A 25,632-nucleotide genomic window follows, 5' to 3' on the forward strand; every position below is an offset into this window, starting at 1 on the left:
CTGATAAGTTTTGACAAAAATGCGGCTGGCGTTCGGGGTTAAAATTCCCGCACGCCAGCCGCGTTTTTTAAATATATTGTTCCATTTTGATGTGCTCAATATTTTCTTCGGTGAAAACATCTCCAAACTGAACAAAGCCGTTTTTCTCATAAAATTTCGCCGCCCTAAGTTGCGCATGCAGATAAGTCCGCGCACCCTTCGGCAAATCAGCCAGGATTGTTTGCACGAGTGCCGCGCCTACCCCACTGCCCCGGTATGCATTCAGTACCGCAAAACGTTCCAGTTTATAACCATCCTTCGTCTTACGCCAGCGTGCTGTTCCCGCCGGCAAATCATTCACCTTTGCCAGAAAATGAGTCGCCTCCTCATTTCCCTCTTCCTCAGCTTCCGCGTTTACATTTTGCCCAACCACAAAAACCTGACGGCGGATTGCGAAAGCCGTTTTCAGATCTTCCGCACTGCTTATCTTCCTGACTTCCACATGATCCGTTGTTTTGGTTGCAGAAGCTGTTTTATTATTTTCCATAATTGTTAATGCCCTTTCCAAAAAGCTCTTTTTCTTGAATGCTGCCTCCACCTCGTTAATTGCGAGCATAATGTTATTCGTCGTATCGGTTAGCTCCGTAGCAGCCGCTGTCATAATCTTCCATACAGGCCTCATTCGCGTGATCAATTCCTCTGCTTTTGGCGTCAGCTGGATCAACCTTTTACGGTCATCTTTTTTGTCTTTTACCGAAATAATCAGTTTTTCCTTTTCCAGTTCCTTCAATAAACTGATGGTTGAAGGATGCGCATAACCGATCTCCGCCGCAAGTTCTCCTATACTTAAACACTTTTTTTGCTCCAAAGTATAAATCACCGGAAACCACTTAGGTTCAAATTCGATGCCATTTTCCTTGTAAATCTGTAAGCCATCTTTTCTGAGACGGTCGCTGATGCGCTGCAAACGCGTGGAAATTGCGAGAATACCGGACTGATCGATACTGTTCATATTATCTGATTTCAAGATGGCAAAAAACATTGTCGGCCGACATGATGGGGAAAGTAGCCGGCAGATCCTGTTTTGCGATCGTCACAAAACCATTTCTTTCATAAAAACGTATCGCTGCTTTCAGGATGTCAACCGTGCCGAGATACAGATCACTGATTCCATTCACTCTGCAATAAGCAACAAGTTGATCGAGCAGCTTCTGAGCGATCCCGAACTCTTTGCCACGAAATTCTTTGTTAACAAACATCTTACGGATCACTCCTTTGTTATCGCCAATGGCAATCAAAGCAATTGTCCCGACCACTTTACCTTCATGCAAAGCACCCCAGAAATTACCTCCGGTGGCATGATAGTTATTTTCGATGTCAAGCAAATCCGGCTGGTCTGCCAGAGTTATCGGCACACCGAACTCAATCTGCTGAATAGGGATGATCAGGTCTACGATCTGTTGGGAAAAGGAATTACCAACAGTCTCTATGTGAGGTATATTTGACATAATATTAAATTTATGTACAAATATATGTAGTTAACTACATAAAATCACAGGCGCTATAATTTTAATTTTATACACCGATAAAATCAGCTGTTATACACTGTCTTGCGGGACAATGAGAAATGAAAGGATTGATAAAGTCAATGAAGAAAAAAAAGACTATAAGGCGGTTGTCGGGATTTTTATAGTCAGATTTTGAACCGGGACCGGAACAATTAAGGCGTACACCACATTTCCGTGGAAGCCGCAAAAGGATTGGGATATATTTTTTCTACCGTAGACACTTCACGGTTGGACTGGATAAGCGATACAACGGAATCAAGGTCGATCAGGTGCGAAACTTCAACACCCAGTACACCGACAAAGTCTCTGCCTTTGCTGATCAGATTCAGCTGTTTAATCTTTACACCTTTCACCGATTCGATCAGTGAAGTAATCTTGTGAAGACTCAGATTATTCTGATAGGAAATTTTTATTTGATACGTATTTCTCATTTGATGTGAAGTTTATAGTCATTGATGTTGTGATTACTTAAAAACTGTTTCTATTTATGTTACTCAAAATTACTACTAATTTTCCTTTATTCTATATAGTCTACTAGTTTTATATATTAATAAAGTAAATTAATTCGGCATTGTACCTAAAACCTGATTTCCTTTTACTTAAAATTTGTTTTCTGCCGAAAACACAAGCTCCCGGCAGAAAACAAAATCTTATTATAATCTTTTCAGTAAGTGCCTTACTGCGCGTCAAACCACAATTTGGTTGTCAGCTTATCTTCTCCCTGGTTTGCCACAGCCGCCTTGTAGTTGGTGCTGTTTAATGCCTGCTCACCCGTCGGATAAGTCAAGCGCAATGGGAATTTCCCATTCAAAACACCTGCATAAGCCGGTTTTAATTGTGGATAATCAAGTCTTCTCCATTCTGCATAAGCTTCAAGCCCCTGACTGAACAACGCAAGCCATTTCTGATCACCAATTGATTTCTTGTAGTTGGCCGCATTGTAAGCCACGGACGGCTGTCCCAGATACGTGGTAATATCTCCGCTGCTAACCTTGAACTGCTGCAAAGAAGCCGTGATCGCCTGTTGATATAACGCTGCTGCATCACCGGAAGTGAAATTACGCTGCGCTGCTTCTGCCAGGTTAAAAAGTACTTCCGAATAACTTAAAAATACAGCTGGCGAGGTCGGTGCAGTGAAATAATCGCCCAGTTTGGAAGTTTTTGTAAACCCAAGTTTGGCTGCTGAATCCGCCAGCAATCCGTTGGTCACACCCACATAACTTGTCGGCGTTGCATCAACCGTTTTGTTTGCAAAAATGGCAAGACGCGGATCTTTTAATTCCTGAAGTTTATCAATCACCGATTTACTGACACGGTAATCGTCACGGGTTTCACGATCTTTCGAAACCGGGTTCTGGTTTGGCGAGGCCAGGTAAGTCAGCTGCGCAATGTCATCGTTGCTTGCAATCAGCAGACTTGGGTTTGCAGCCAGTTCCGTTACCACTGCTTTCGCCGTTACAGGATCTTTGTCAGCAATACGCAGTGCGATACGCAGACGAAGAGAATTAGCAAATTTCTTCCATTTGGTCAGATTTCCGTTGTAAACGAGGTCACCGCTGATCGGGCTTCCGCTGGTATTGATCAAATCGGACGCCTTTTTAAGATCGGCCAGTAAGCCTACGTACACATCTTTTTGCGCATCGTATTTAGGCGTAAGGAACTGATCAATTTTCACGGCCTGGCTGTAAGGAATATCTCCGTACAAATCGGTCAGCAATTGAAACGACCATGATTTCAGGATCAGCCCGACAGCCTGGTAGTTCACATTGCCTGACTCCTCTCCCAGCTTGATCACCTTATCGAAATCGGTAAGGCCAAGCGAGTAAAAGTTTGTCCAGACGTTCTGAATATTCGTTACGCTGGCCGTGTATTTATCGGGATCTGTATACTGAATTTTTGCCCAGTGCTGCACATACAAAGTTGTGGTTTCCATCGAAGCGTCAGAACCCAGAATAATATCGGCATTGGATTTGATCGCATTGGCAAGCAAATAATCCGGCTGGGCAACGATTGCCTCGTTTGGATTTTTGTTCACATCTTCAAGATCATCCTGGCAAGCGCCCAAAAAGCCAGCAAGTGCCAAAGTGAAAACGCTTCTGAAAATTATATTTTTATGATTCATTATTTCTGTAATTAAAGAATGTTACTAAACTGTTCGGAAGTTGGATCATTAAAATCCGATTGACAGGTTAAAACCGTAAGAACTGGTTGTCGGCAATTGAAGCGATTCCAAACCCTGACCCGTATTACCCGTGTTGAAGGCAGTTTCAGGATCAATATTGGTAGCTTTTCTTTGCAGGAATGCCAGGTTACGTCCATAAACCGAAAGCACTACATTATGCAGACTGTATTTGCTAACCCAAGTTTGAGGAAACGCATAACTCAGTTTCACCTCTCTCAGTTTGATAAATGACGCATCCAAAACGCTGGCTTCGTTAATACCGGCACTGTTGCTGTAAACACCTTTGTAATATCTTTCAGCAGACACGATGGTTGCATTCGGTTTGCCGTCAGCAGTAACACCTTTGGCAATAATTCCGTCTTCGTAAACCACTTCACCGCCAGGTGCAGTACCACTCGTGTTGATCTGAACCGCTGCCGCGGACTTGTTATTTCCAGGGTAGTAGTAAGTCAAACCGCCGTGTGCCGCGTCACGTCCCTGTAATGTTTCTGCCAAAACACCCGTGTATTTTCCGGTTGCATTGGTTGCAGAATAAATAGAACCACCTTGTTTGGTATCGATCAATACGCTCAGGTTAAATCCTTTGTAAGAGAACGAGTTGGTAACCCCACCAATCCATTTTGGTGTGTAGTGACCTAAAACTTTCAGGTTGGCATCACGAACGGGCAAGCCATTGGCGCCGATAACGATATTTCCGCTGGCATCCTTGGTATAGGAAGTTCCAAAGATGGCACCATAACCCAAACCTTTACTTGCATAAACCGTAGCCGATCCGTTCGATCCCAGTTTGTAGTCGTTCAGGAATCCTTCGTCATCCAAAGAAATTACCTTGCTCACGTTTTTAGAAAAATTGATCCCGATATCCCATTTAAAACCAGAAGCAGTTTCTACCGGTTTAACGTTCAACATTGCTTCAAATCCGCGGTTATTGATGTGACCCGCGTTCAGTAACTTTTGTTTATAACCTGTTGTTGGACTAACGTCAGCTTTCAGGATCTGGTTATAGCTGTCGGTGTTGTAGTAACTGAAATCCAGTCTTGCTTTATTTTTGAACAAGGCAAGATCCAAACCAACTTCCGTAGAACGCGTGATTTCAGGTTTCAGGTTAGAATTCAAAAGTACATCCGAAACGGTCAGCAAAGGGCTGCTGCCAAAAGGCTGGTTGAACGGATATGTATTGATCAGCTGATAAGGATCGGTGTCCTTGCCAACCTCAGCCCATCCACCACGGATTTTAGCAAAAGTCAGGATGTTGCTTTTAATGTTAAATGCATCTGTAAGTACCAAACTCGCGTTAACCGATGGATAGAAATAAGAGTTATTTCCCGAAGGCAATGTTGATGACCAGTCATTTCTGGCTGTCAGGTTCAGGAATGCATAGTTTCTGAAACCGATCTGGGCAGAAGAAAATCCACTGTATACTTTTTGCTTGCGCAACACATTGTAAGAGATCAACGCGTCACGGGAGTTATTCAACGTGTACAGGCCGCTTACTGCCAACTTGGGAGCCTGCTGATAATTCTGTTCGTTGAAGTTGCTGCGGAAACTTCCTCCTACCAACCAGTCTACTTCAAAATCGGCGCCAATGGTTTTGTGTAAGTTGAAGTTGAAATCTGTATTGTTCTCATTTACAGCATAACCATCTTCGGTATACGACCCGAAAGGCGTACCATTTGTTCCGTAAGCGACTTTGAATTTACGTCTGTCGGTGTAATAGTCATTTCCTGTACGAACGGTGGCAGTCAGCCAGTCGGTAATTTTATAGTTCAGGTTTACATTGCCAAAAAATCTGTCGCGGCGCTGCTCAACCGTGTTTTCGTATTGAAGCAAATACGGATTACTGTAATAACTGTGGTTCCAGTTGTAATCGAATCCGCCCTTATTGTAATCTTTCAGCAGCTCGGTATCCACCTGACGACCGAACCATAAGAATTGAAGCATTACGCTGCTTCCGCGTCCGGATGTGCCCGGTAAGTTGTCAGAGCCCGTGCGGACAAAATTAGCGCTTGTTGATAAAGTCAGTTTGTCGTTGATGCGGTAGGTTGTGTTTACCCCAAACGAGTTTTTAGAAATATCCGTGTTTGGTATAACCCCGGTTTGCTTGCTGTTGTTGAACGAAAAGCGATAATCCAGTTTTTCATTTGAGCCCGCAACAGAAACACCTGTTGTTCTGGTATGGCCGGTTTCAAAGAAGTTTTTTACGTTATCCGGGTGAGCTACGAAAGGCACTGCCTCACCATTTGAGAAAAACTGAGGGATCAAACGACCATCCATTTTAGGTCCCCAGCTTTCGTCCGTCGCATCGTTTATACCACCACCTTTTCCATCTTTATAAGAGAATTGTCCGCCCGTTCCCTGTCCGAAAACGTTCTGGTATTTTGGCAAAACAAGTAGTTTATCCAGGGTATAACCGATATTCAAAGTTACGCCCAATCCTTTTTGAACCGAAGATTTTCCCGATTTCGTTTTGATCAAAATAACACCGTTTGATGCACGTGAACCATATAAAGCCGCTGCGTTAGGTCCTTTCAAAACACTGATCGATTCGATGTTGTCCGGGTTAATATCGGCAATTGCGTTGGCAAAGTCACGGGAACCATTGGCACCTGCACCCAATTGTGAGTTATCCACCGGGATACCGTCTACCACGAATAAAGGCTGGTTATTTCCTGCGATGGAAGTTTCTCCACGGATTACAATACGCGACGAACCCATTCCGCCCTGGCTGTTGGTGATGTTGACACCGGCTATTTTTCCCGCCAGTGCGTTCACAAGGTTACCCTCACGCGCTTCTGCCAAATCCTTTGTTTTGAGCTCCTGCACGGCATAACCAAGCGACTTTTTTTCCTTTGCTATACCAAGTGCCGTCACGACAACTTCCTGTAAAATGGTATCATCGTTTGCCAATAGCACATCCAGTTTCCCGTTGGCTGGCACTGTTAATTCTGTTGTTTTTAAACCGATAAAAGAGAAGATCAACACCGATCCGGGAGCTGCCTCTATGCTGTAATTTCCTTCCGCCGTTGTGGTTGTGCCGCGGGAAGTTCCTTTTAACAAAATGGATACGCCTGGCAAAGCCTCCTTATCCGTTTGGGAAACAACCTTTCCGGTGACCGTGATATCCTGACTGAATGCCAGATTTATTTGCCCGGTAAAAAGAACCAGGAGTAAATAAATTAGATTTTTTTTCATAATTAAACTGGGTACTAATTGAGGTAAATTGCTTTCAAAAATTATTATCCTACTAAATTTATAGATTTAATATACAAATATAGCCGAGCAATTTTTCTTTCCAAAACATTTGGCTTAACTGCGACTGAAAGGTTGTATCTAAATAGCTTCGTGACAGGCTCTAAAATCTCTTTCCCGTTAAGGAATCCAGGTAAAGGATTGCTGCAAAACACCTGCCTCTGACGGCGTTACATCAGCCTGGTAAATTCTTGCAATGGTGTTGACAATCTGATCAACCTCTTCTGTTGTGTTAAATTTGCTGAAAGAAAAACGAACATTTTCTTTGTCAGCCTCATGTTGGATGGCTCTGATCACATGAGAACCGCCATTTCCCAGATTGGAACAGGCACTGCCTCCAGAAACCGCGATCCCCAGTTGGTCAAGGCTGCTGACCAGACTTCCGGATTTCAAACAGGGGAATGAAATGTTGGCAATAGCGCCAAGACTTTTGACATCAGACCTGCTTTCTCCATTAAAACCGATATTTTCAATACCACTGTTTTCGAGCTGTGCGATCAGGCGTTGTTTAAGCGAAGATGTTTTTTCCTGCACGGCATCGAAATCGCGGTAGGCAATTTCCAGTGCCTTCGCCAAACCTACAATGCCAATTACATTTTCAGTACCACCCCTTTGTCCGCTCTCCTGGCCTCCGCCTAAAATCCGTGGTTTCAGTTTATGTCTTTTGTTGATGTAAATAAATCCCACGCCTTTCGGACCATGAAATTTGTGTGCCGACCCTACCAGAAAATCAACCGGATATTCGCTCAGATTCAGTTGTACTTTCCCGATGGTCTGCGTGGTGTCCGTATGAAATGCTGCGTTATACTTCTTCGCCAGTTTACTGATCGCCTCGATATCCGTCAGATTTCCGATTTCATTGTTGCCATGCATCAGACTGATCAGCGATTGCGGATTGGCATCCAATAATCTTTCAAGATGTTCCAGGTCAACATTTCCTTTTTTATCCAGCTTCACATAACTTATTTCGATGTCGCCTTCTCTTTCATGCCTCAAAAGCGGTTCCAAAACGGCTTTGTGCTCAATCCGGCTTGTGATCGCGTGTGTCAAACCATATTCCCTGATTGACTCAGAAAGAGCCAGATTGTTTGCCTCCGTAGCGCCTGACACAAAGAAAATCTCCTCCGGCGTCACATTTAATAACCTTGCAATGGTCTGACGGGCTGCGTCAATCACTTCGCGTACTTTACGCCCGGCCCAGTGGCTCGACGAAGGATTTCCAAAGTTTGTTGTCAGATAAGGCAATATGGCTTCAATAACCTCAGGATCAATGGCCGTCGTGGCAGCGCTATCACAATAAATTTCCATTTTTAAATTTTTAGTTTGAAGATTTCCAACTTGAATGGTCTTGATTACGGCAGTGGTTCGGCAATGAGTTTTGTAAGATCCTCGTTCCACTTTTTCACGTAATCGTCGTAAAATTGCCCTGTTCCCTTGCCTGAAAAACCGGTGTGAATCTCTTTTACCTTACCATCACGGCCCACAATAATCGTCGTCGGGAAAGCCAGGAATTCTTTAAGTGCTACCAGCTTTTGTGCCACCACGTCCTTATCAGCCTTTCCTGCAAAAAGCAGATCATACTGAATGTCGTAGCGATTTTTCAATTTTGTCAACGTCCTTTTAGCAAACTCGTAGTCGTCCTTCGCCTCAAAAGCCAGACCTATCGCTTCTACACCCAGATGTTTGTTTTCCTTATACCAGGGCGCCATAAACTGGACCTGATCGATACAGTTTGGGCACCAAGTGCCGAGCAGTTCAATAATAACTACCTTACCTTTGTATTTTTCATCGCTTAATGAAACCTGTTTGCCGTTCAGATCAGGAAATGTAAAATCCAGTTTGTCATAACCTGGTTTCAGAAATGTAAGCGCGTAAGCATCGGCAAGGGCGGCGTTGTCATCCTTTGTTCCCGAGAATTTGATCGGATTAGCACCCGCTCCAATTGCGCCTTCGATTGATTTTCCGTCGATGATTTTTCCCTTTACATAAGAAGGTCCCGAACCCGTGAAACCTGAAAGTACAAATTCATCTCCCTGAACATCGCCCTGAAGCTCGCGGCTATCGCCGGTTATCGACAGGATAATGCCGTTTAGTTTATTTCCCTTTTGTTCAAAAACAGCAACACGATCGGCAGCCGGTTTGTCGGATTTAATTTTGACAAGCCATTTTCCGGTGATGTTCGCAGCAGGTTTGATTTCTTTGCCTGGTTCAACAAAACGATAGGACTGACCCGCCTTTGCCGTGAACGGAATTACCCGTCCGGCACCTGGTACCAGACTCTTATGCGCACCGGTCAGACTTCCATCATTTTCAATTTTCGCAAACAAGCCGGCCTCAAATGTATTAAGTGTTACCAGCAAGGAATCGGGCGTGATGTACTTTGCATTGAAATCATCCCGACGATCGCCGTTGACAGCAGTCAGCACCAGCTCATTGCCTGTTTTCTTTTTTACTTCGAAATTAAAAGGGACATCCAGTTCACCTACTTTAAAAACACCACGCCAGTTTCCTTCCTTAACGGGTTTGTTCTGGGCAAAAGTAGTTCCGGTAATTCCGGTTACGAAAACCGAGGCCGACAGCAGCGTGAACAATAAACGATTGATTTTCATATATATAAAATTTCAGTTTAAATAATAGTATACATTCTCTACCATCTAACTAGATAGATAAACGAATAATTCCAGTTAAATGGCTCTTTTTCCAGAGCAACACAATAAAATCCTTTTACAGGACGTACTCGGCAATAACTTTTGTTCAGTGGATTCTAAAGATTTATCATTAGAATTAGGTTGGGGCACCTTATGAGTCATAGGTTGCCAGAAGATCATTGAGCCTAACCTCTCCCTTCGTTCTTTATAAATCTACTATTTCGATAGGCAAAGTTGTAACGTAAAAATTTCCCGTGCAAGGATTTTCTTAATTTTTTTTAAGAATAGGAATTCATGGAGCAAAACAGGGCAAAAAGAAAATTCCGCCGTGACTTATTAGTGGAGAATAATACGATATATTTTTTTCTGTTACCACCTAAGACATATGAGATAACCTCAGAAGACAGTATAATGTTGGGTTAAGTCAAATGTCTTAAATGATAAAAATAATTTTTTGTAGCAGGTCGCGTAAAACTATGTAACCCAAAAGCTTATAACCGGCTCTTAGGTTATCTCATCTGTCTCGAGTGGTAAAAATAACCTACAAGTTTAATGACTTAAGGAATTTCAAGCCGTCAACGGCGATAGACTCGCGGGATGGTTCAACTTTTCGCCAGATTGAGGCTGCTTTGGCGATCACTTTTACGTCAGGAGTGAAGGATTCGATGACTATGTCGCCCTGATAATCGATCTTATCCAGCGCCACAAATATTCTTTCCCAGTTAATCTGATCTCCTCCGGGTGTGCCGCGGTCGCTGCCCGAAGCATGCAGTAATGCCAGTTTTTTCCCCGCTTTCAAAATGGCCAGCGCAGGATCTTTCTCTTCAAGGTTCATATGAAAAGAGTCAAGGTGAACGTACAACGACTCACTGTCCACGTCACGGATAAGACTCAATGCCTGGTCGCAAGTATTGATAAAATCGGTTTCGTAACGGTTTAGTGGTTCGATAGCCAGTTTCACATGTTGCTTTTCCGCGTCGGCGCAAAGCGATTTTAAATGTTTGACAACGGTCAGCCATTGTTTGTGATGCTCGTCTGCCGGCACGAACTCTGCCCTTCCGACTGCCGAATAAATGGGCCCGGCAACCAACGAACTTCCCAAAACCGGCGCGATGTCAATCAGCGATTTGATGTAATCCATCGCTACAACCTGCTCTTTGCGATTTCCACGAAGGTCACGCCCGGGTCCTGTTGCCGCACAAACTGACCGGCATGCAAGACCGTTATCATCCAATGCTTTTCGTACGAGCGCCGGATTAATGTTCGCAGGTTCTTCGACGACTATTTCTACAAAATCAAAACCCCATTCTTTAAACTTAGGAAAAAAGTTGACGCTCTCGTTGGTAAATGGAGAGGAAAACAAATAGGTATTAATACCGAATTTCATGAAAATGGGATTGAACGTGTGTAATTGGAAATGATGATGGAATAACGATTATTTCCGGTGATTTTCAAAAAAGTGAACACCCTTTTTATTGCCTGTCACGATATCCGGCAACCCGTCTTTGTTCATATCCTCAATTTCTACATGTAAACCCGCACCGGCTTGGGTGTCTATCTGATGAGGAATCCAAACCGGATTTTTTCCCGGTTTCAGTTCGTACCAGTAAACCAGCGATGCATCCTGGGCCCCCGGATCACCTCCGTTATGGGCATACCATCGTTTTCCTGTAACAAGGTCGGGAAAACCATCTCCGTTAACGTCTTTGAAAGCAAGTCCATGGGACTGGGAAAAATCCCGGCTTATTTCATGCTCCGTCCAGGTGACATTGCCCTGCGCATCCTTCCCCTGCTCATGCCACCAGACTCCATAGTTGTGTGCTGACGAACTCAGTACATCATTCAATCCATCCTTGTTTACATCGTAGACATACATTTGCGCGCAATCCTGACTTAAATTCGCCGAATGAAATTTCCAGTTTCTTGTTTTAGGATTGTCTGTACCTTCCCACCAGCCGTTTTTTACAATGACATCCGGTTTTCCATCGCCGTTGATATCACCATAACCCAGGCCGTGGGTATACATATGCGTTGCCAATTCAGGATCGCTGCTGATGATATTCTTTTCCCATTCAAAATCTCCCTTTTTCCGTGGCTGACTTAGCCAGATAACCTGTTTGGTTTCCGGGTCGTTGGCCAGGAGATCAAGTCTACCGTCACGGTCAATATCGACAAAAAGCGGGGATTCATTACCAATCGACGGATAGATCTGACGGGCCACCCAATGTCCCGATTTATTTTTAGGATTTTCGTACCAGACAGCAGGCTTGGCCGCTATATCGATGCGGATCAGATCCACCCAACCATCCTGATTTACATCAGCGCTGAAATTGAGAAATGAATCACTATATCCATCTTTCCATGAAAAAGCTTTGGGCGGCATGATCTCGTGTTTCGTCCAATTGGGCGCCTCAAACCAGTATGCACCGGAAAGTATGTCTTTTTTCCCATCCTTATTCACATCGCCTATGGCTGCCCCTTCCGCAATAAAATCAGGAGTGATCACGTGTTTTTCAAAGACAGTTGTTTTTCCTTTCTTCTGCCCATAGGAAACCAGCGTACCAAACAGCAGCGCCTGGGTTACACAAAATACTTTTATGAAGTCATTTCTTTTTACTCGCATAACTATCTCAATTTTTGTGGCGCCAATATTTTATAAGTGCAGTTTTACTAAAATTATGCCCTTCCTTGCATTCTGGTTCTTAATCAGAAAGCTTTCTCAATCGTGTCGAGCTCTACACCTAACACAGACAACGAAATTTTGTTAAGCGAAGCCTTGTCGCCCTCGAAATGGAACGTGCTATGATGATGGGTTAATTTCTCATTCTGTCTTAAAATGTTGGTTTTAGAGCTGGATTCGAGTTCGTAAAAAGGCCCCATTTGAGAGCCGTCTTCTAACGGACCATCGTTGTAGGAATTTAATGCGTCACCACCAAATGGGTCCTCGTGTTTTTCCCAGGTCGATTTAAGGTATTCTCCTTTCTCATCGATATCATAGGAAATTATTGTCAGAATACCCTTTTCCGCATCATAACTGCCTGCTACATTTTTTGCAGACTTAGGCGACAGCCCGATTTTACTCCTGAATTTCCCATCCGCTTTTAAAAACACCGCAGCATTTCCGGTCACCAACCGATCGACCGGTATAGCTCCAAAATAGTTGGAAGTTAATAGGGGTTCTTTTGAATGAGTTGTTGAAAATGGTGCAACAATCGTTGTCCTGGGTGAAGGTTTAAACATCCCCAGAATCCAGATCCCCAAAGCACCCGTTTCCCGTTTCCAATCCGCGCCGGTATTCGTGATTGCATTGATAGTAGTATAAGCCGTCGCGCGAACCTGATCAAACGTGGAAATTTTAAGTATTTTGGCAATTTCTCCTTTGCTAAGCATTTTAACTTCACGCTCAATCAGCAGATCCAGCTTTGTTCCGGAATGATTTTCAAGAGCCGTTTTTTTCCTGAACTTTACAGAAGATAAACCCTCAGAAACCGTTTCAAAAGGTTCAGAATCGATAACCGCAGGTGTCTGCCAGTTTTCGAATGTGAAAGGTTTTCCTTTTTGAAAATAAACAGAGAACTGTCCGCCTTCGGGAGATAACCAGAAACGGTCTTCTCCGCCCAACGCATTGATGTGCGGTTTGTTTTCGCCACTTTTTATAAGTCCGTAATTCAGCCAGCCAAAGCTGTTGCCCGAATCACCAGAGGTTGTACTTGTCATCACCCTGCCCTGATAATCCGCAACGACAATCGCCTGCGATTGCCTGTCATCAGGCGCTGTCAACAGAATAACAGGCTTGTATTTTTTCAAAAAAGCCAGGTCGTACCCAAAGGTACCTTCCTGGCTTGTCGTATTTTCTTCCACAGTTTTTTCTTGCTTGTTTTTTTGTTTCTGGCAACCAACGGTCATCAGAATGATTATGAAAAGAATTGAGATTTGTTTCTTCATAAAAATCAAAAAACGTTCTGTTTACTCATGCAGATAGTTTCCATAACCTACAATTAATACAGATAGAATAATCACCAAAATACCTGATACAATCGTTGTCAGTGTTTTTTTTGTGACGCCCTTCCACTCGTTCAAAACCAATCCCCAGGTATTGGCAATCAAAATGATAAATGCCATATGCAAAATCCAGGAACTCGGACCGTTCCCCAGCTTGCTCTCTCCCATCCCGTAAAAGAAGAACTGAAGAAACCACGTAGTCCCGGCAATTGCAGAGAAAATGTAATTCGAGAGCAACGGCGTGCTTTTATCTGTATAGTTACTGAAAGTCTTATTACGAGCGTTCAGCATCATACACCAGATAAAGTTGGTCGTTAAACCTCCCAGCAAAATGACAATATAGGTTACATTGTTCTGAAAAAGGAACTCTCCCTGACCCGGGTTTGCCGCTTTCCAGATGTCATTTGCCTCTTCCGCCATTACCTTTCCTGCGTCAATACCAAAAGCAAAACATGCACTTAATATACCTGAGATGATGGAAACAGTAAGTCCCAATCCAATCTTAAATTCTGCATTATCACCAACAACGCCGCTCTTTTTCAAATCGTTATCCTTCATGGCACCAGCCTTTCCGCAAATGATAATCCCGATAACGCAAACCAGTAACCCCAGCAAAACCATTTGCCCCCAGCTGCTGGTGATCAGATCTTTGATAGAATCTTTTCCTTCTTTTGGCTCAAACAAATAATACACCGAAGGAATCAAAGCACCGAAAACCGAGCAAAGTCCAAGGATGATCGAACTGCCCAGAGACACCCCCAGATAACGCACACCAAGACCATAGGTCAATCCGCCAATACCCCAGAGGACACCGAAGAAATAGGTCAAAAATAAAATCCCGCCATCGGTATGTGCGATGATATCAGTGTAACCAGGAATGGTCAGGTAAGCAGCCAGCGGCGGTACGATCAGCCATGAAAATAATCCTCCCACGATCCAATACGTTTCCCATGCCCAACCTTTGACTTTTTTGTAAGGAATATAAAAACTGCCGGAAGCAAAGCCACCAATAAAATGAAAAATTACACCGAGAAGTGCTTGCATGAGGTTACAGGATTAATGTTTTGTATGGTTAATGAATGCGTAAGTTCAACTGTACCATTCATTTAACCCGTAAATTGCCATCCACAGAGAAATAGCGCATCCTGTACCGTACTGCTCTAAATACGGTTTTTTGAATTAATAATTACATAATTCAATGGCTGCAATACGTTAAGTAGCTGAGTTTAAGTATTTACTTAACATATATCACATTTATAATTTTTTGTTATTTTTTTGAATAAATTCAATTCCGGTCATTTCGGCGACTGCAAGACTATCTTATTGAATTACAATCTTTTTCACAACCCGCGCAGAACCTGTATTAAATTCGAGTAAGTATAAACCCGGCGCCCAGTTCAGTGTCGGGATTTCTTTCTCCCGATTTGCATTGACTACAATATCTTGCTGCACGGCCAGGCCGGTCACCGAGAAAACGCTAAGCTTCGCATTCTGGCTTGAAAGCACTTTGATATATTCCCGGGCTGGATTGGGATATACTTTTACACTTTGTTCAAGAGGCGGCTCAACGGGTGTTATGGTAAGTGGCAACACATTTTGAAGCAAATGCAGGCCACCTCCGTTGCCCCCCACGGCGACATCCGGCTTTCCGTCTCCATTGTAATCCGCGGCGGTAGCATAGAGGTAAAAACCTAATAACGGGCTGTCTCCTTTCCCATTATGGTCAATCAGAAGACTTTCCCGCTGCGTCCATTTGCCCCATTCCCCGGAATAAAAAATCCTTAATTTTCCGGAGAAGTCTACGGTTAAAAGATCCGGTCTGCCATCGACATCCACATCAGCAACCGATACCTGCACATTTCTTCCGTCAAAATTCCCTACCAAACCGGCAAAAGATTCGGTTTCTAAGGTCAACGTAAACTGCTTGCTGCTACCCGTATTCTTGAAATAATTGATATTCCCCTGAGGTTTTCCAACCAGTAAATCCAGATCGCCGTCGCCGTCTGCGTCATAAAAATAAGGGTAATCGGCTATTTGCGACTGTGCAGGCATGGCTATCGAAACCATATCGGCCGCATTCAGCTGCACGGCCTGATCCTTTCCTGCCTTGTTTGGAATGTAATAATAAGCAAGTCCTTTGAGGGTTGTTCCGGCAAAACCCAGATCGGGTACCCCATCGCCGTTAAAATCAGCCCATTGCGGTTTGAGATTGTACATATCCAGCGTTGCCGGGACGTTCAGATAATTATCAGAAGCAAGTTCAAAAGCAGGATTCTGCTTATCGCCGACGTTACGAAGTAACCATAAACGGCCGCGAAAATTATTTCCGTCGCGTGTTCCGCCCGCTCCGATGACCATATCCAGATCTCCATCCCCATCGACATCAAAAAAAGACGGTGCCGCATTTTCACCGACATCCAGCATCTGATCCTGCAAAAAGTTCTTTTGAACCAGTTTAAAATCCGCTTTATCACTCGTACCTGCATTGTGATAAAGCCAGTTCGAAGACTGTAAATTCATCAGGTTTCCGTCATTATTGGGCACGTTCGGGGCGGCAATCAGATCTTTTACTCCATCAAAATCTACATCCTCATAATAGACCGCAGGAAAAATGTAAAAGGAAATTGGGTCGACGGAGGGATAATTATGTGTATAACTTGTAAAGTTCGCCACCAGATTTTCGCCGGTATTTTTCAGAAAAGAAATATGGTCATTGCTGACGTGCCCAACGATCAAATCCTTCTTCCCGTCGCCATCAAGATCATGCAGCATGATGGAATTTCCCGTGTGCATCACCCGCCTGGGCGAATTACCTACCACACCGCAATCTTCACCCATTACAAAATCCTCATTATCGCCTTTATGAAAATTTCCCCAGCACTGACCATTTCGTTTATAAACCAGACTGTCCGGAACGCCGTAACGTTCCATGCTCATATTCTGATGCAGCTCAATGGCCATACCTTCATAATCAAAGGTGATTACATCGATATCTCCGTCATTATCAATATCCGAAATGCCGGGAATGTCCTGTCCGGATACCTGCAGGTTCACATTCCCCGACAAACCTTCCGTGTACAAAGCAGGCTTTTCCAGCTTAAATGACCAGTTTTTTCCGTCACGCACCTGCTTGTAGACCATGATCCCCAATGGCGTATACGTAAAGAGATCTTTATAGCCATCCTTGTTCAAATCAGCAAGAACCATCCAGTTATCCATTTTTGGAAACAGATATTCATACGACGGCGCGTGTTTCCAGACCTTTTTCTGTGCATTCGCCGGGTCGGTTACGGCCAGGAAAGTGGATAAAATCCCGCTCGTTCTGTCAAACACGATCAGGTCTTCCGTGCCGTCACCATTAAGATCCATTTTAGTAAACTGGCCGGAATTGAGGCCCCCGGACCACGGATTCAGCAGTTTTTTACCGTTGGAAGAAAGTACGGCCAGGGTATCCATTTTGAACCATGACTTCTGGGCCTGGCTCCGGGATGTTAACACAACAGATAAAACAAAGAATAAGAGGTAGGTAAATTTCGTGCGCATCGTTGAATAATAATCTATTAATTTTGTCGGTCTGTTCAGCTGGACAATCGCATATGTAAACGTAACGAAATTACGGCCATTTGATTGAGCGAAACAGGCAAAGTTTATGAACCGATTTTATACCGTCAGACAATTCTCATGCATACCTCACTGGAACAGCTTTACGATATTTACCTTAAAGGTCACACCATCAGCACAGACACCCGCCAAATTACACCCGGCTGCATTTTTTTCGCTTTAAAAGGAGATAACTTCGACGGCAATACCTACGCCTCGGAAGCATTGGCGAAAGGAGCCGCTTATGCGGTTATCGACAACCCTGATGTAGTTACGGATAAAAGACTTTTACTGGTTGAGGATGTATTGACTGCCCTTCAGGATCTTGCGCGTCATCACCGCAAAACTTTTACGTTCCCGGTTATCGCGCTGACAGGTTCCAACGGAAAAACTACGACCAAAGAACTTATTGCCAAGGTTTTGTCCATGAAATACAAGACCTACGCGACGAAGGGAAATCTTAATAACCACATCGGTGTCCCGCTGACTTTGCTGGCGATCGATCCTGCTAAATATGAAATGGCTGTGGTAGAAATGGGTGCCAACCATCAGGAAGAGATTGCGCTGCTGAGCAGCATCGCACAACCCACGCACGGATTGATTACCAACATTGGCAAAGCACATTTGGAAGGTTTTGGCGGCGTAAAAGGAATTATTAAAGGCAAAGGAGAGCTTCTGGATTTTCTTTCCAAGAAAAAAGGGACCGTTTTTGTCAACGTAGAAAACGACGCTGTTATGGAAATGGTCAGCAAACGCAGGGCATTCGGGGAGATTATTTTTTACTGTACGGAAAGCAGTCCGGTTAACCCTGAACTGATACAGGAAAGTCCGGTGGTTGTCTTCAAAGGGAATAAAGGAAAAACCGTTACGACGCATATTCCTGGTCATTATAATTTTGATAATATATGTGCGGCACTGGCCGTAGGTAATCATTTTGAAGTTACCGATGAAGACGCATACGAAGCGGTTGGCAATTATCAGCCCGATAATAACCGTTCGCAAATTGTAAAGCGTGGCACCAACACGGTTATTATGGACGCCTATAATGCCAATCCGTCTTCAATGGCCGCCGCTATTGAGAATTTTGCGAGACTGGATGCCAAGCGTAAAATGGTGATATTGGGTGATATGTTTGAATTGGGGGACGCCGCAGAAGAGGAACATCTGGCGTTGGGCAAATTAGTGGCAGATGCCAAATTTGACCTTGTGATCCTTTCCGGAAAACTAATGCAGTTCGCATTGCCGGCACTGCCAAAAGCTTACTATTTCCCTGATAAATTCTCGCTGCATAACTGGGTTATGGACAATCCGCAAATGGATACGCATATCCTGATCAAAGGTTCGAGAGGTATGGCTTTGGAGTCGGTGCTTGGTGTGATGCCGCAATAACATCTTCGATTTGTATAATTACTTAATTTATAAATATAATTATATAGTCCAAATTTATAGACTTATAGATATCATTTATACAGACTACTTTTTCAATAGAAAACATAAATTAATTTATTTAATTCAAGCATTACCTTGAATAGTACCATCCCAAATCTTGCCTTGGGTACCTGTTGTTTGTAGTTTTGTGATCATAAAATAATACAAACCACAGAAATCATAACAACGATGAAAAATACAATTGTATCAGTTGGATCGAAATTCCCGGAATTCAAAAAAACATCAGTAGTTTCTCTTGAAAAAGGAAATGAATTCTACGATATCACATCTGACGATCACAAAAATGCGGATAAGTGGATGGTAATGTTCTGGTGGCCAAAAGACTTTACTTTTGTTTGTCCAACGGAGATTGCTGAGTTCAACAAAAAGACTTCAGACTTCGCTGACCGCGATACAATTTTGATCGGTGCTTCAACAGATAGCGAATTTGTTCACCTTGCATGGCGTAAAAACCACGATGATCTTCGTGACCTTCAGTTCCCTATGCTTGCTGATACTTCAAAATCTTTGGCTGAAGATCTTGGTATTCTTGAAGCAAACGAAAAAATCGCTTACCGTGTAACATACATCGTTGATCCACAAGGAATCGTACGTTGGGTATGTGTAAACGACCTTTCTGTTGGACGTAACGTTGACGAAGTTCTTCGTGTACTTGACGCTTTGCAAACTGACGAACTTTGCCCATGCAACTGGGTTAAAGGAGAAGCTACATTAGCATAGCTTTTAGCGACAGTCGCAATTTCAGCAAATAGTTGAGAGTATTCTTTAATTATTTGCTGAAATTGTAACAAACAGTACTACGATGAACTCTTCTCGGTGAATCAAAAAGCTTCATCTCCCACTTCCAATCTCACTAAAAATGTATCCATTTGCAGCAACAGGGAATACGAAAGATTCTCTGTATAAAGAAATCAATTTGCCTGCTGAATTTGAAAGCGTGCTTATCAACAAGCTGGCAGCATTAGACCACCGTTACCTGAAAGATCTGAAAATCAACATCGGTAACGTTTTAAAATCTCAGAATATCAACCGTAAAGAAGCGTTGCTGATCGCACTTTCCGTTGCTGTTAATGAGAAAAACACAGCCCTTATCACAGCTTTGGAAGAACTTGCAGTTGCAGAAGGTGCTGACGAAAAGGAACTTGCAGAAGTAACTGCCTGCGTTTCTTTAATGAATGCCAATAACGTGTTCTATCGTTTCAGACACTTTATGGATAAGGAATTTTACAACTCTGCTCCTGCCGGAATTAAAATGAGCATCATGGTAAATCCGGTACTTGGCAAAGAATTTTTTGAATTACTAAGTCTGGTTGTTTCAGCGCTTAACGGTTGTGAAATGTGTGTAACTTCTCACGAACAATCAGTGCTTAACCACGGCGGAACTCAGGCGCGTATTTTCGATGCCGTACGTATCGGAGCGATATTCAAGAGTTTCACTGTATTGATCTAATCTTCTTATCAGGCGGTGTAATAGCCAATTGGTAATCTTTATATACGAGGCGCTGCTCAAAAGGCAGCGCTTTTTGATTTTCATATCAGATGTACAACTCTGATTATCAAGCATAAAAAAACATATTCCCCTCAATAAAAGAACCATTGAAGAAGCAGTAGACAAAATATCTACACATACGTTCTGAAACCCCTCCTGTTGCTTTAAAAATTATCTAACGAAGTCATTTATGGATAGAATATCTAAATTCTAAATCAAAACCCCAATTTTCATCTACAAATACGAATCCTGTTGGTTTTTCTACTTAATTTTGTCGTATTAAAAACGACAATAAAATCTAATTAGAAAATGGCAACGTCAACAGAAACGTACATTCCTTACAAGGTTAAAGACATAACGCTGGCCGAATGGGGTCGCAAAGAAATTACATTGGCTGAGGCTGAAATGCCAGGACTTATGTCAATCCGCGCTGAATACGGTCCATCACAGCCTTTGAAAGGTGCACGTGTTGCAGGTTGTCTTCACATGACTATCCAGACTGCTGTATTGATCGAAACGCTTACTGCTTTGGGTGCAGAGGTTACCTGGTCTTCATGTAATATTTTCTCAACGCAGGATCACGCAGCAGCGGCAATCGCGGCAGCGGGTATCCCTGTATATGCCTGGAAAGGTATGAACGAGGAAGAATTCAACTGGTGTATCGAGCAAACTCTTTTCTTCGGTGAAGATCGTAAGCCATTGAACATGATTCTTGATGATGGTGGTGACCTTACAAACATGGTATTCGACCAGTTCCCTGAATTGATCGAAGGCATCAAAGGTCTTTCCGAAGAAACGACAACAGGTGTTCTTCGTCTGTACGACCGTCTTAAAAATGGAACACTTCATTTACCTGCCATCAACGTAAATGACTCGGTTACTAAATCTAAATTTGATAACAAATACGGTTGCCGCGAATCACTTGTAGATTCTATCCGTCGTGCAACTGACTTGATGCTAGCTGGTAAAGTTGCCGTAGTAGCAGGTTATGGTGATGTTGGGAAAGGTTCTGCGGAATCTCTTCGTGGAGCAGGATGCCGTGTTTTGGTAACTGAAATCGATCCGATCTGTGCGCTTCAGGCTGCAATGGACGGTTTCGAAGTGGTTACTATGGACGAAGCTGTTGAACGCGCTAACATCATTGTTACAGCAACAGGTAACTTCCGTATCATCACTGAAAAGCATTTCCTTAAAATGCGTGACAAAGCAGTAGTTTGTAACATCGGTCACTTCGATAACGAAATCGATATGGCTTGGTTGAACGCAACTTACGGCTCTACAAAGTCTCAGATCAAACCTCAGGTTGATATCTATTCAGTAGAAGGAAAAGACATCATCGTACTTGCAGAGGGCCGTTTGGTTAACTTGGGCTGTGCAATGGGTCATCCATCTTTCGTAATGTCATGCTCGTTCTCTAACCAGACACTTGCTCAGATCGAACTTTGGACTAACACCGCTGCTTACGAGAAAAAAGTATACGTTCTTCCAAAAGCTTTGGATGAAAAAGTAGCTGCTTTCCACTTGGCTCACGTTGGAGCGAAACTTGATGTGTTAACTGCTGAACAAGCGGCTTACATCGGTGTACCAACAGAAGGTCCTTTCAAAGCTGATACTTACAGATACTAAGAATTGGTTTTTAGCGATAAGCTAAACGTTAAAAGGCCTGTTTCGAACATGATTCGAAACAGGCCTTTTTCGTTGATAAGAAATATTGTCGAAGATGTTATGTCACCCTTTCAGGGTTCCGATCCGGCTCGTGGACAATTTTTGCTACAATAATTTCATCACTCCGAGATTTGGTTGGTAGGTTTTATTACATCTGGCATTTAGTTAAGCATTACGTTTCATTCGTATCAGCGACATGGGTTCTTATCTAACAGTCTGGTAAATCCCAAATGGATGAAATTATTATAGAAAAAAAATGGCTCACAGCCGCGGCCTTAACTCTGAAAGGGTGAAATAAAAATTGCAACGATATTCCAGTCGGAGAAAGAGGGCAATTCACAAAGGTAATACCCCTTGACAAACACCCACCAAAACTGCCAGCGTAATCCCGGAGGGATGAAATTATTGTAGAAAAAGAGTGTCTAGAAGTCGTGCCCTGAACCCTGAAAGGGTGAAATAAAAATTGCAATAGATTCAAGTCGGAGAAACAAATTAATCAACAAAGGCAGTGCACTGAATAAAATTCCGCCTCGTCTACCAACCAAATCCCAGAGGGATGAAATTATTGTAGTAAAAAATAGCTCACAGCCATGGTCTGAACCCTGAAAGGATGGTTAAGAATTGCAACAAAATTCACGTCGGAGAAACAAATTAATCAACAAAGGCAATACGATAGATAAACCCCCGCCTCGTCTACCAACCAAATCCCAGAGGGATGAAATTATTGTAGAAAAAATGGCTCACTGCCGCGACCCAAACCCTGAAAGGTGACATCAGAATTGCAACAAAATTCACGTCGGAGAAACAAATTAATCAACAAAGGCAACGCGATAGATAAAATCCCGCCTTATCTACCAACCAAATCCCGGAGGGATGAAATTATTATAGAAAAAGAGTGTCTACGAGCCGGGCCTGAACCCTGAAAGGGTGGTATAGAAATTTGAAACGATATCCCTATCCAAAACACCAACCTTATTAAATCAAATCTTTTTTAGCATCAACCGGTGCAACTTCCGCTGCCCTTGCCGGAATGGTTATCCCATGAATATCAAATGCCGTCTTCAAAACTTTAATCGCTTCGCTTTTTGCAGCCCCCGGACCGATTTTCACCTGATCAATCCAGAACTGAACCTGAAAATCGATGGTACTTGTTCCGAATTTGGTATAACTAAAATCCACCGACCTTGTCGCGCTTAAAAAGCCCAGAGAATGCACGGCTTCCAGACTGATTTTCTCAACCAGCGCAAGATCTTCCGTAAACGCGACCCCACAATCGATCTGAACCCTTCTTTCTCCTGAATATGTAAAATTGGTGATCGGCTTTTGGAAAATATCCTTACTTGGAATTTCAACCTGCTGCCCGGCAAGATTATCAATGATCACCGAGCGAAGATTTATCGATTTCACCTTTCCCGTGAAGCCATTCGTTTCGATAATATCACCGACTTTGATGGGTCTTTGTATCGCGATAAAAGCACCTGAAATAAAATTGGTCGTTAAATCCTGAAAGGCGAAACCTAAAGCCAGTGCCAATACGCCAGCTCCGGCTACCATCGACGTTACTGTCTTTTCCAATCCCAATATGCCCAGTGCAAAAAACAAACCGGTCGTAAGAATAACAATCCTTGTCAAAGCGGAAATCAGACTTACCAACGCTTCGTTTTGTGAAGCCTTCGCCAACACACTCGCCATCAACCTACCTCCATAACCGGCCAGAAACCGGAAAATAACCAGCAACAAAATCGCAATCACAACATTGGGCACAAAACCAATGCTGAGATCAAACCATCTGTCCAGTTTTATGAAAATAGGATCCACTTTTTTTGAAAGCTCAAGAAATAACATGTATACGCAAAAAGAATAATGGTGCCGGATGATGAACAACTTATTGAAATCCGGCGGGTACTAATTTTAAACAAACTTACGCGATAATTGTTGCACAGTACACATCATTTATCTCAAATTTTCTTCGATAAACCAGATCGGTTTTAAAGCGAAAAGGAGAAAAACCAACAACGGCTTTTCTCCCTTTTAATACCTTATCAGCAGTTGTTTTCAAATCAGTTATCTCAGATCCACCACTTCAACACCCGGAAATTGTTTGGAGTTGAATGTAAAATAAGTATCGGCAATTGCGACATCAGGCTGAAACTGTTCAACCTTGTAGGTCACCTTCTGACCATTTTTCTGGAAAATCTTCCAGCTGTTAATCGATTTATCAGCCTTGTTTACCTGGATCTGCACTTTATCAACCTGGCTGTTTTTACCTGTCGAAGTTAATTCTACTACTTCATAAACCTGATTACCCTCTTTCTTTTCCTGTAAGAAAGCATACTTAAAGCCTTTTTTATATGCCGAGTAAATTCTTGTCGGGTCAAGGTCTCCACCTGCCGACGGATCAAAATCCTGATAATTCACTTCGTTTGTTTCCTTGATATAGGTTGCCATCAGCTTTCCGTCATTGAAAATTTCCTGACCTGCCATTTTCAAACGAAACTTGGTTCCCTTCACCGTCGCATCACCTTTTAAAGCTTTCCCTCCTTCCGGTGTGTATGTAAAAATTGCTTTGAAAGATTTTATCTTCTGATATTTATTACTCATCGCGTCTAAAATAGCAGTCGATTTTTTGTCTCCCTGTGCCTGAACCGACGTTGTAAATACACTTGCAAAAGTGACGATAGAAAGCACAAATGAGAAAATTGTTATTTTTTTCATAATCAATATTTTAATTCTTACTTAATTCTTTAAAAAGCATGCCAGGTCAAAACGTAACCGCAAATTTAGACAAAACTGCGGGATGATGGTTTAAAAGTCAAAAGAAGTCCTGACTACATTGCTAAACGCTGATGGCAGCATCCGACAATATAACCAGGACTATTTAATTCTTCTCAGACCTCAATTTATAGCAATGCGGCTCCGAAAACACCTGCACTGTCTCCCAATTTTGGTTTCAGGATTGGTGTGGTCACTACACCGTTATTGAAAATGTATTTCTTAATTCTTTCATAACCTTCACCGTAAAGCAGATCAATGTTACCTACTCCGCCTCCGATCACGATCAATCCCGGGTCTAGTACGTTGATAAGCGTGGAAATGGCGCGTCCATAATATTCCAGCAAACGATCAATGGTAGCCGTTGCGTGTACATTTCCGCCTTCATGATATTGTTCCAGAATTGTTTTCAAAGACAATTTCTCACCACTCTGTTGTTCATAGAAACGTTCAAGCGCCGGACCGGCAATGACCTGCTCAACGCAGCCGCTTTTGCCGCAATAACATGGTTCGCCGTTTTCTTCAAGAATATTATGCCCCCATTCACCGCCAATGCCGTGATGACCGCCAATAATCTTTTTATTAACAACTAATCCTCCGCCAACACCGGTTCCCATGATCACGCCAAATACAACCTCAGCATCCGGATATTCTTTCCCTGCCCCCATCAACGCTTCCGAAAGCGCAAAGGAATTCGCGTCGTTCGCAAGTTTTACGGGAATGCCCAGAAGATCGGTAAGATCCTGCTGCATCGGCTTGCCATTCAGACAAGTCGTATTTGAGTTTTTCATCAGATTGGTATCGGGCTCAGAAACACCCGGTGTTGCAAAACCAATTTTCGAAGGTCTCTCTCCTACTTCTTCTGCAACCAAATCAATGAGTCTTTTTATTTGCGATAAAATATGATCGTATCCTTTGGCAGACTCCGTTGGCAGCCTTTTGCGGGCTACAACACTCATATCATTATCAGAATCCAATACAGCACATTCTATTTTTGTGCCTCCTAAATCTATACCCCAGAGTTTCATT

Annotated in this window: 19 protein-coding genes and 1 riboswitch; of the genes, 4 read left to right on the top strand and 15 right to left on the bottom strand. The window is 43.0% G+C overall.

What is annotated here, in order from left to right; translation table 11 throughout:
- Positions 1–67 precede the first annotated feature (67 nt).
- The 12 genes from M1L62_RS29535 to M1L62_RS05290 form a co-directional block, all read right to left on the bottom strand.
- Entirely contained in the window at positions 68–991 is a 924-nt protein-coding gene (locus M1L62_RS29535; protein WP_310589957.1) for a GNAT family N-acetyltransferase, read from the bottom strand.
- Between the two features lies 1 nt (position 992).
- A complete protein-coding gene (locus tag M1L62_RS05240; protein WP_254411949.1) occupies positions 993–1,487 on the bottom strand; it encodes a GNAT family N-acetyltransferase in 495 nt (164 codons plus the stop codon).
- A gap of 212 nt (positions 1,488–1,699) precedes the next feature.
- Entirely contained in the window at positions 1,700–1,978 is a 279-nt protein-coding gene (locus tag M1L62_RS05245) for a hypothetical protein (RefSeq protein WP_254411950.1), read from the bottom strand.
- Positions 1,979–2,223: 245 nt separating this feature from the next.
- Positions 2,224–3,669, bottom strand: coding sequence for a SusD/RagB family nutrient-binding outer membrane lipoprotein (locus tag M1L62_RS05250; RefSeq protein WP_254411951.1), 1,446 nt, complete (start codon positions 3,667–3,669; stop codon positions 2,224–2,226).
- Positions 3,670–3,717: 48 nt separating this feature from the next.
- On the bottom strand, positions 3,718–6,921 hold the full coding sequence (locus M1L62_RS05255; protein WP_254411952.1) for a SusC/RagA family TonB-linked outer membrane protein: 3,204 nt from the start codon (positions 6,919–6,921) through the stop codon (positions 3,718–3,720).
- A gap of 177 nt (positions 6,922–7,098) precedes the next feature.
- Complete coding sequence (locus tag M1L62_RS05260) at positions 7,099–8,286, bottom strand: cysteine desulfurase family protein (RefSeq protein ID WP_254411953.1); 1,188 nt, start codon at positions 8,284–8,286, stop codon at positions 7,099–7,101.
- Between the two features lie 44 nt (positions 8,287–8,330).
- Positions 8,331–9,587, bottom strand: coding sequence for a peroxiredoxin family protein (locus M1L62_RS05265; protein WP_254411954.1), 1,257 nt, complete (start codon positions 9,585–9,587; stop codon positions 8,331–8,333).
- 160 nt (positions 9,588–9,747) lie between these two features.
- Positions 9,748–9,840: riboswitch (SAM riboswitch) on the bottom strand.
- A 327-nt stretch (positions 9,841–10,167) separates the two neighbouring features.
- Positions 10,168–11,013: a sugar phosphate isomerase/epimerase family protein gene (locus M1L62_RS05270; RefSeq protein ID WP_254411955.1), complete on the bottom strand. Its 846-nt coding sequence runs from the start codon at positions 11,011–11,013 to the stop codon at positions 10,168–10,170.
- Positions 11,014–11,061: 48 nt separating this feature from the next.
- Entirely contained in the window at positions 11,062–12,249 is a 1,188-nt protein-coding gene (locus M1L62_RS05275; protein ID WP_254411956.1) for an FG-GAP repeat domain-containing protein, read from the bottom strand.
- Between the two features lie 83 nt (positions 12,250–12,332).
- On the bottom strand, positions 12,333–13,571 hold the full coding sequence (locus tag M1L62_RS05280) for a DUF6786 family protein (protein WP_254411957.1): 1,239 nt from the start codon (positions 13,569–13,571) through the stop codon (positions 12,333–12,335).
- A 21-nt stretch (positions 13,572–13,592) separates the two neighbouring features.
- Positions 13,593–14,672 carry an L-rhamnose/proton symporter RhaT gene (rhaT, locus tag M1L62_RS05285; RefSeq protein ID WP_254411958.1) on the bottom strand — a complete coding sequence of 360 codons (1,080 nt, stop codon included), beginning with the start codon at positions 14,670–14,672 and terminating at the stop codon, positions 13,593–13,595.
- 276 nt (positions 14,673–14,948) lie between these two features.
- Positions 14,949–17,171: a T9SS type A sorting domain-containing protein gene (locus M1L62_RS05290; protein WP_254411959.1), complete on the bottom strand. Its 2,223-nt coding sequence runs from the start codon at positions 17,169–17,171 to the stop codon at positions 14,949–14,951.
- 138 nt (positions 17,172–17,309) lie between these two features.
- Between M1L62_RS05290 and M1L62_RS05295 the strand changes: the two genes are divergently transcribed.
- The 4 genes from M1L62_RS05295 to ahcY all read left to right on the top strand — a co-directional run bounded on the left by M1L62_RS05295 (position 17,310) and on the right by ahcY (position 21,792).
- Positions 17,310–18,617 carry a UDP-N-acetylmuramoyl-tripeptide--D-alanyl-D-alanine ligase gene (locus M1L62_RS05295; RefSeq protein ID WP_254411960.1) on the top strand — a complete coding sequence of 436 codons (1,308 nt, stop codon included), beginning with the start codon at positions 17,310–17,312 and terminating at the stop codon, positions 18,615–18,617.
- Positions 18,618–18,845: 228 nt separating this feature from the next.
- Complete coding sequence (locus tag M1L62_RS05300; RefSeq protein WP_254411961.1) at positions 18,846–19,397, top strand: peroxiredoxin; 552 nt, start codon at positions 18,846–18,848, stop codon at positions 19,395–19,397.
- A 139-nt stretch (positions 19,398–19,536) separates the two neighbouring features.
- The gene (locus M1L62_RS05305) at positions 19,537–20,127 is read left to right on the top strand and encodes a carboxymuconolactone decarboxylase family protein (protein ID WP_254411962.1); all 591 of its coding nucleotides are present in this window, start codon (positions 19,537–19,539) and stop codon (positions 20,125–20,127) included.
- A 348-nt stretch (positions 20,128–20,475) separates the two neighbouring features.
- Positions 20,476–21,792 carry an adenosylhomocysteinase gene (ahcY, locus tag M1L62_RS05310; protein WP_254411963.1) on the top strand — a complete coding sequence of 439 codons (1,317 nt, stop codon included), beginning with the start codon at positions 20,476–20,478 and terminating at the stop codon, positions 21,790–21,792.
- A gap of 1,014 nt (positions 21,793–22,806) precedes the next feature.
- On the opposite strand, the gene M1L62_RS05315 is transcribed toward ahcY, so the two are convergent.
- The 3 genes from M1L62_RS05315 to M1L62_RS05325 form a co-directional block, all read right to left on the bottom strand.
- On the bottom strand, positions 22,807–23,676 hold the full coding sequence (locus tag M1L62_RS05315; RefSeq protein ID WP_254411964.1) for a mechanosensitive ion channel family protein: 870 nt from the start codon (positions 23,674–23,676) through the stop codon (positions 22,807–22,809).
- Between the two features lie 219 nt (positions 23,677–23,895).
- Positions 23,896–24,546, bottom strand: a complete 651-nt coding sequence (gene lolA1, locus M1L62_RS05320; RefSeq protein WP_254411965.1) for an outer membrane lipoprotein periplasmic chaperone LolA1 — start codon at positions 24,544–24,546, stop codon at positions 23,896–23,898.
- Between the two features lie 185 nt (positions 24,547–24,731).
- On the bottom strand, positions 24,732–25,631 hold the full coding sequence (locus M1L62_RS05325) for an ROK family protein (RefSeq protein ID WP_254411966.1): 900 nt from the start codon (positions 25,629–25,631) through the stop codon (positions 24,732–24,734).
- Position 25,632: the final 1 nt, after the last annotated feature.

This window comes from Dyadobacter diqingensis (genome assembly GCF_024220585.1).
Taxonomy (GTDB): Bacteria; Bacteroidota; Bacteroidia; order Cytophagales; family Spirosomataceae; genus Dyadobacter; species Dyadobacter diqingensis.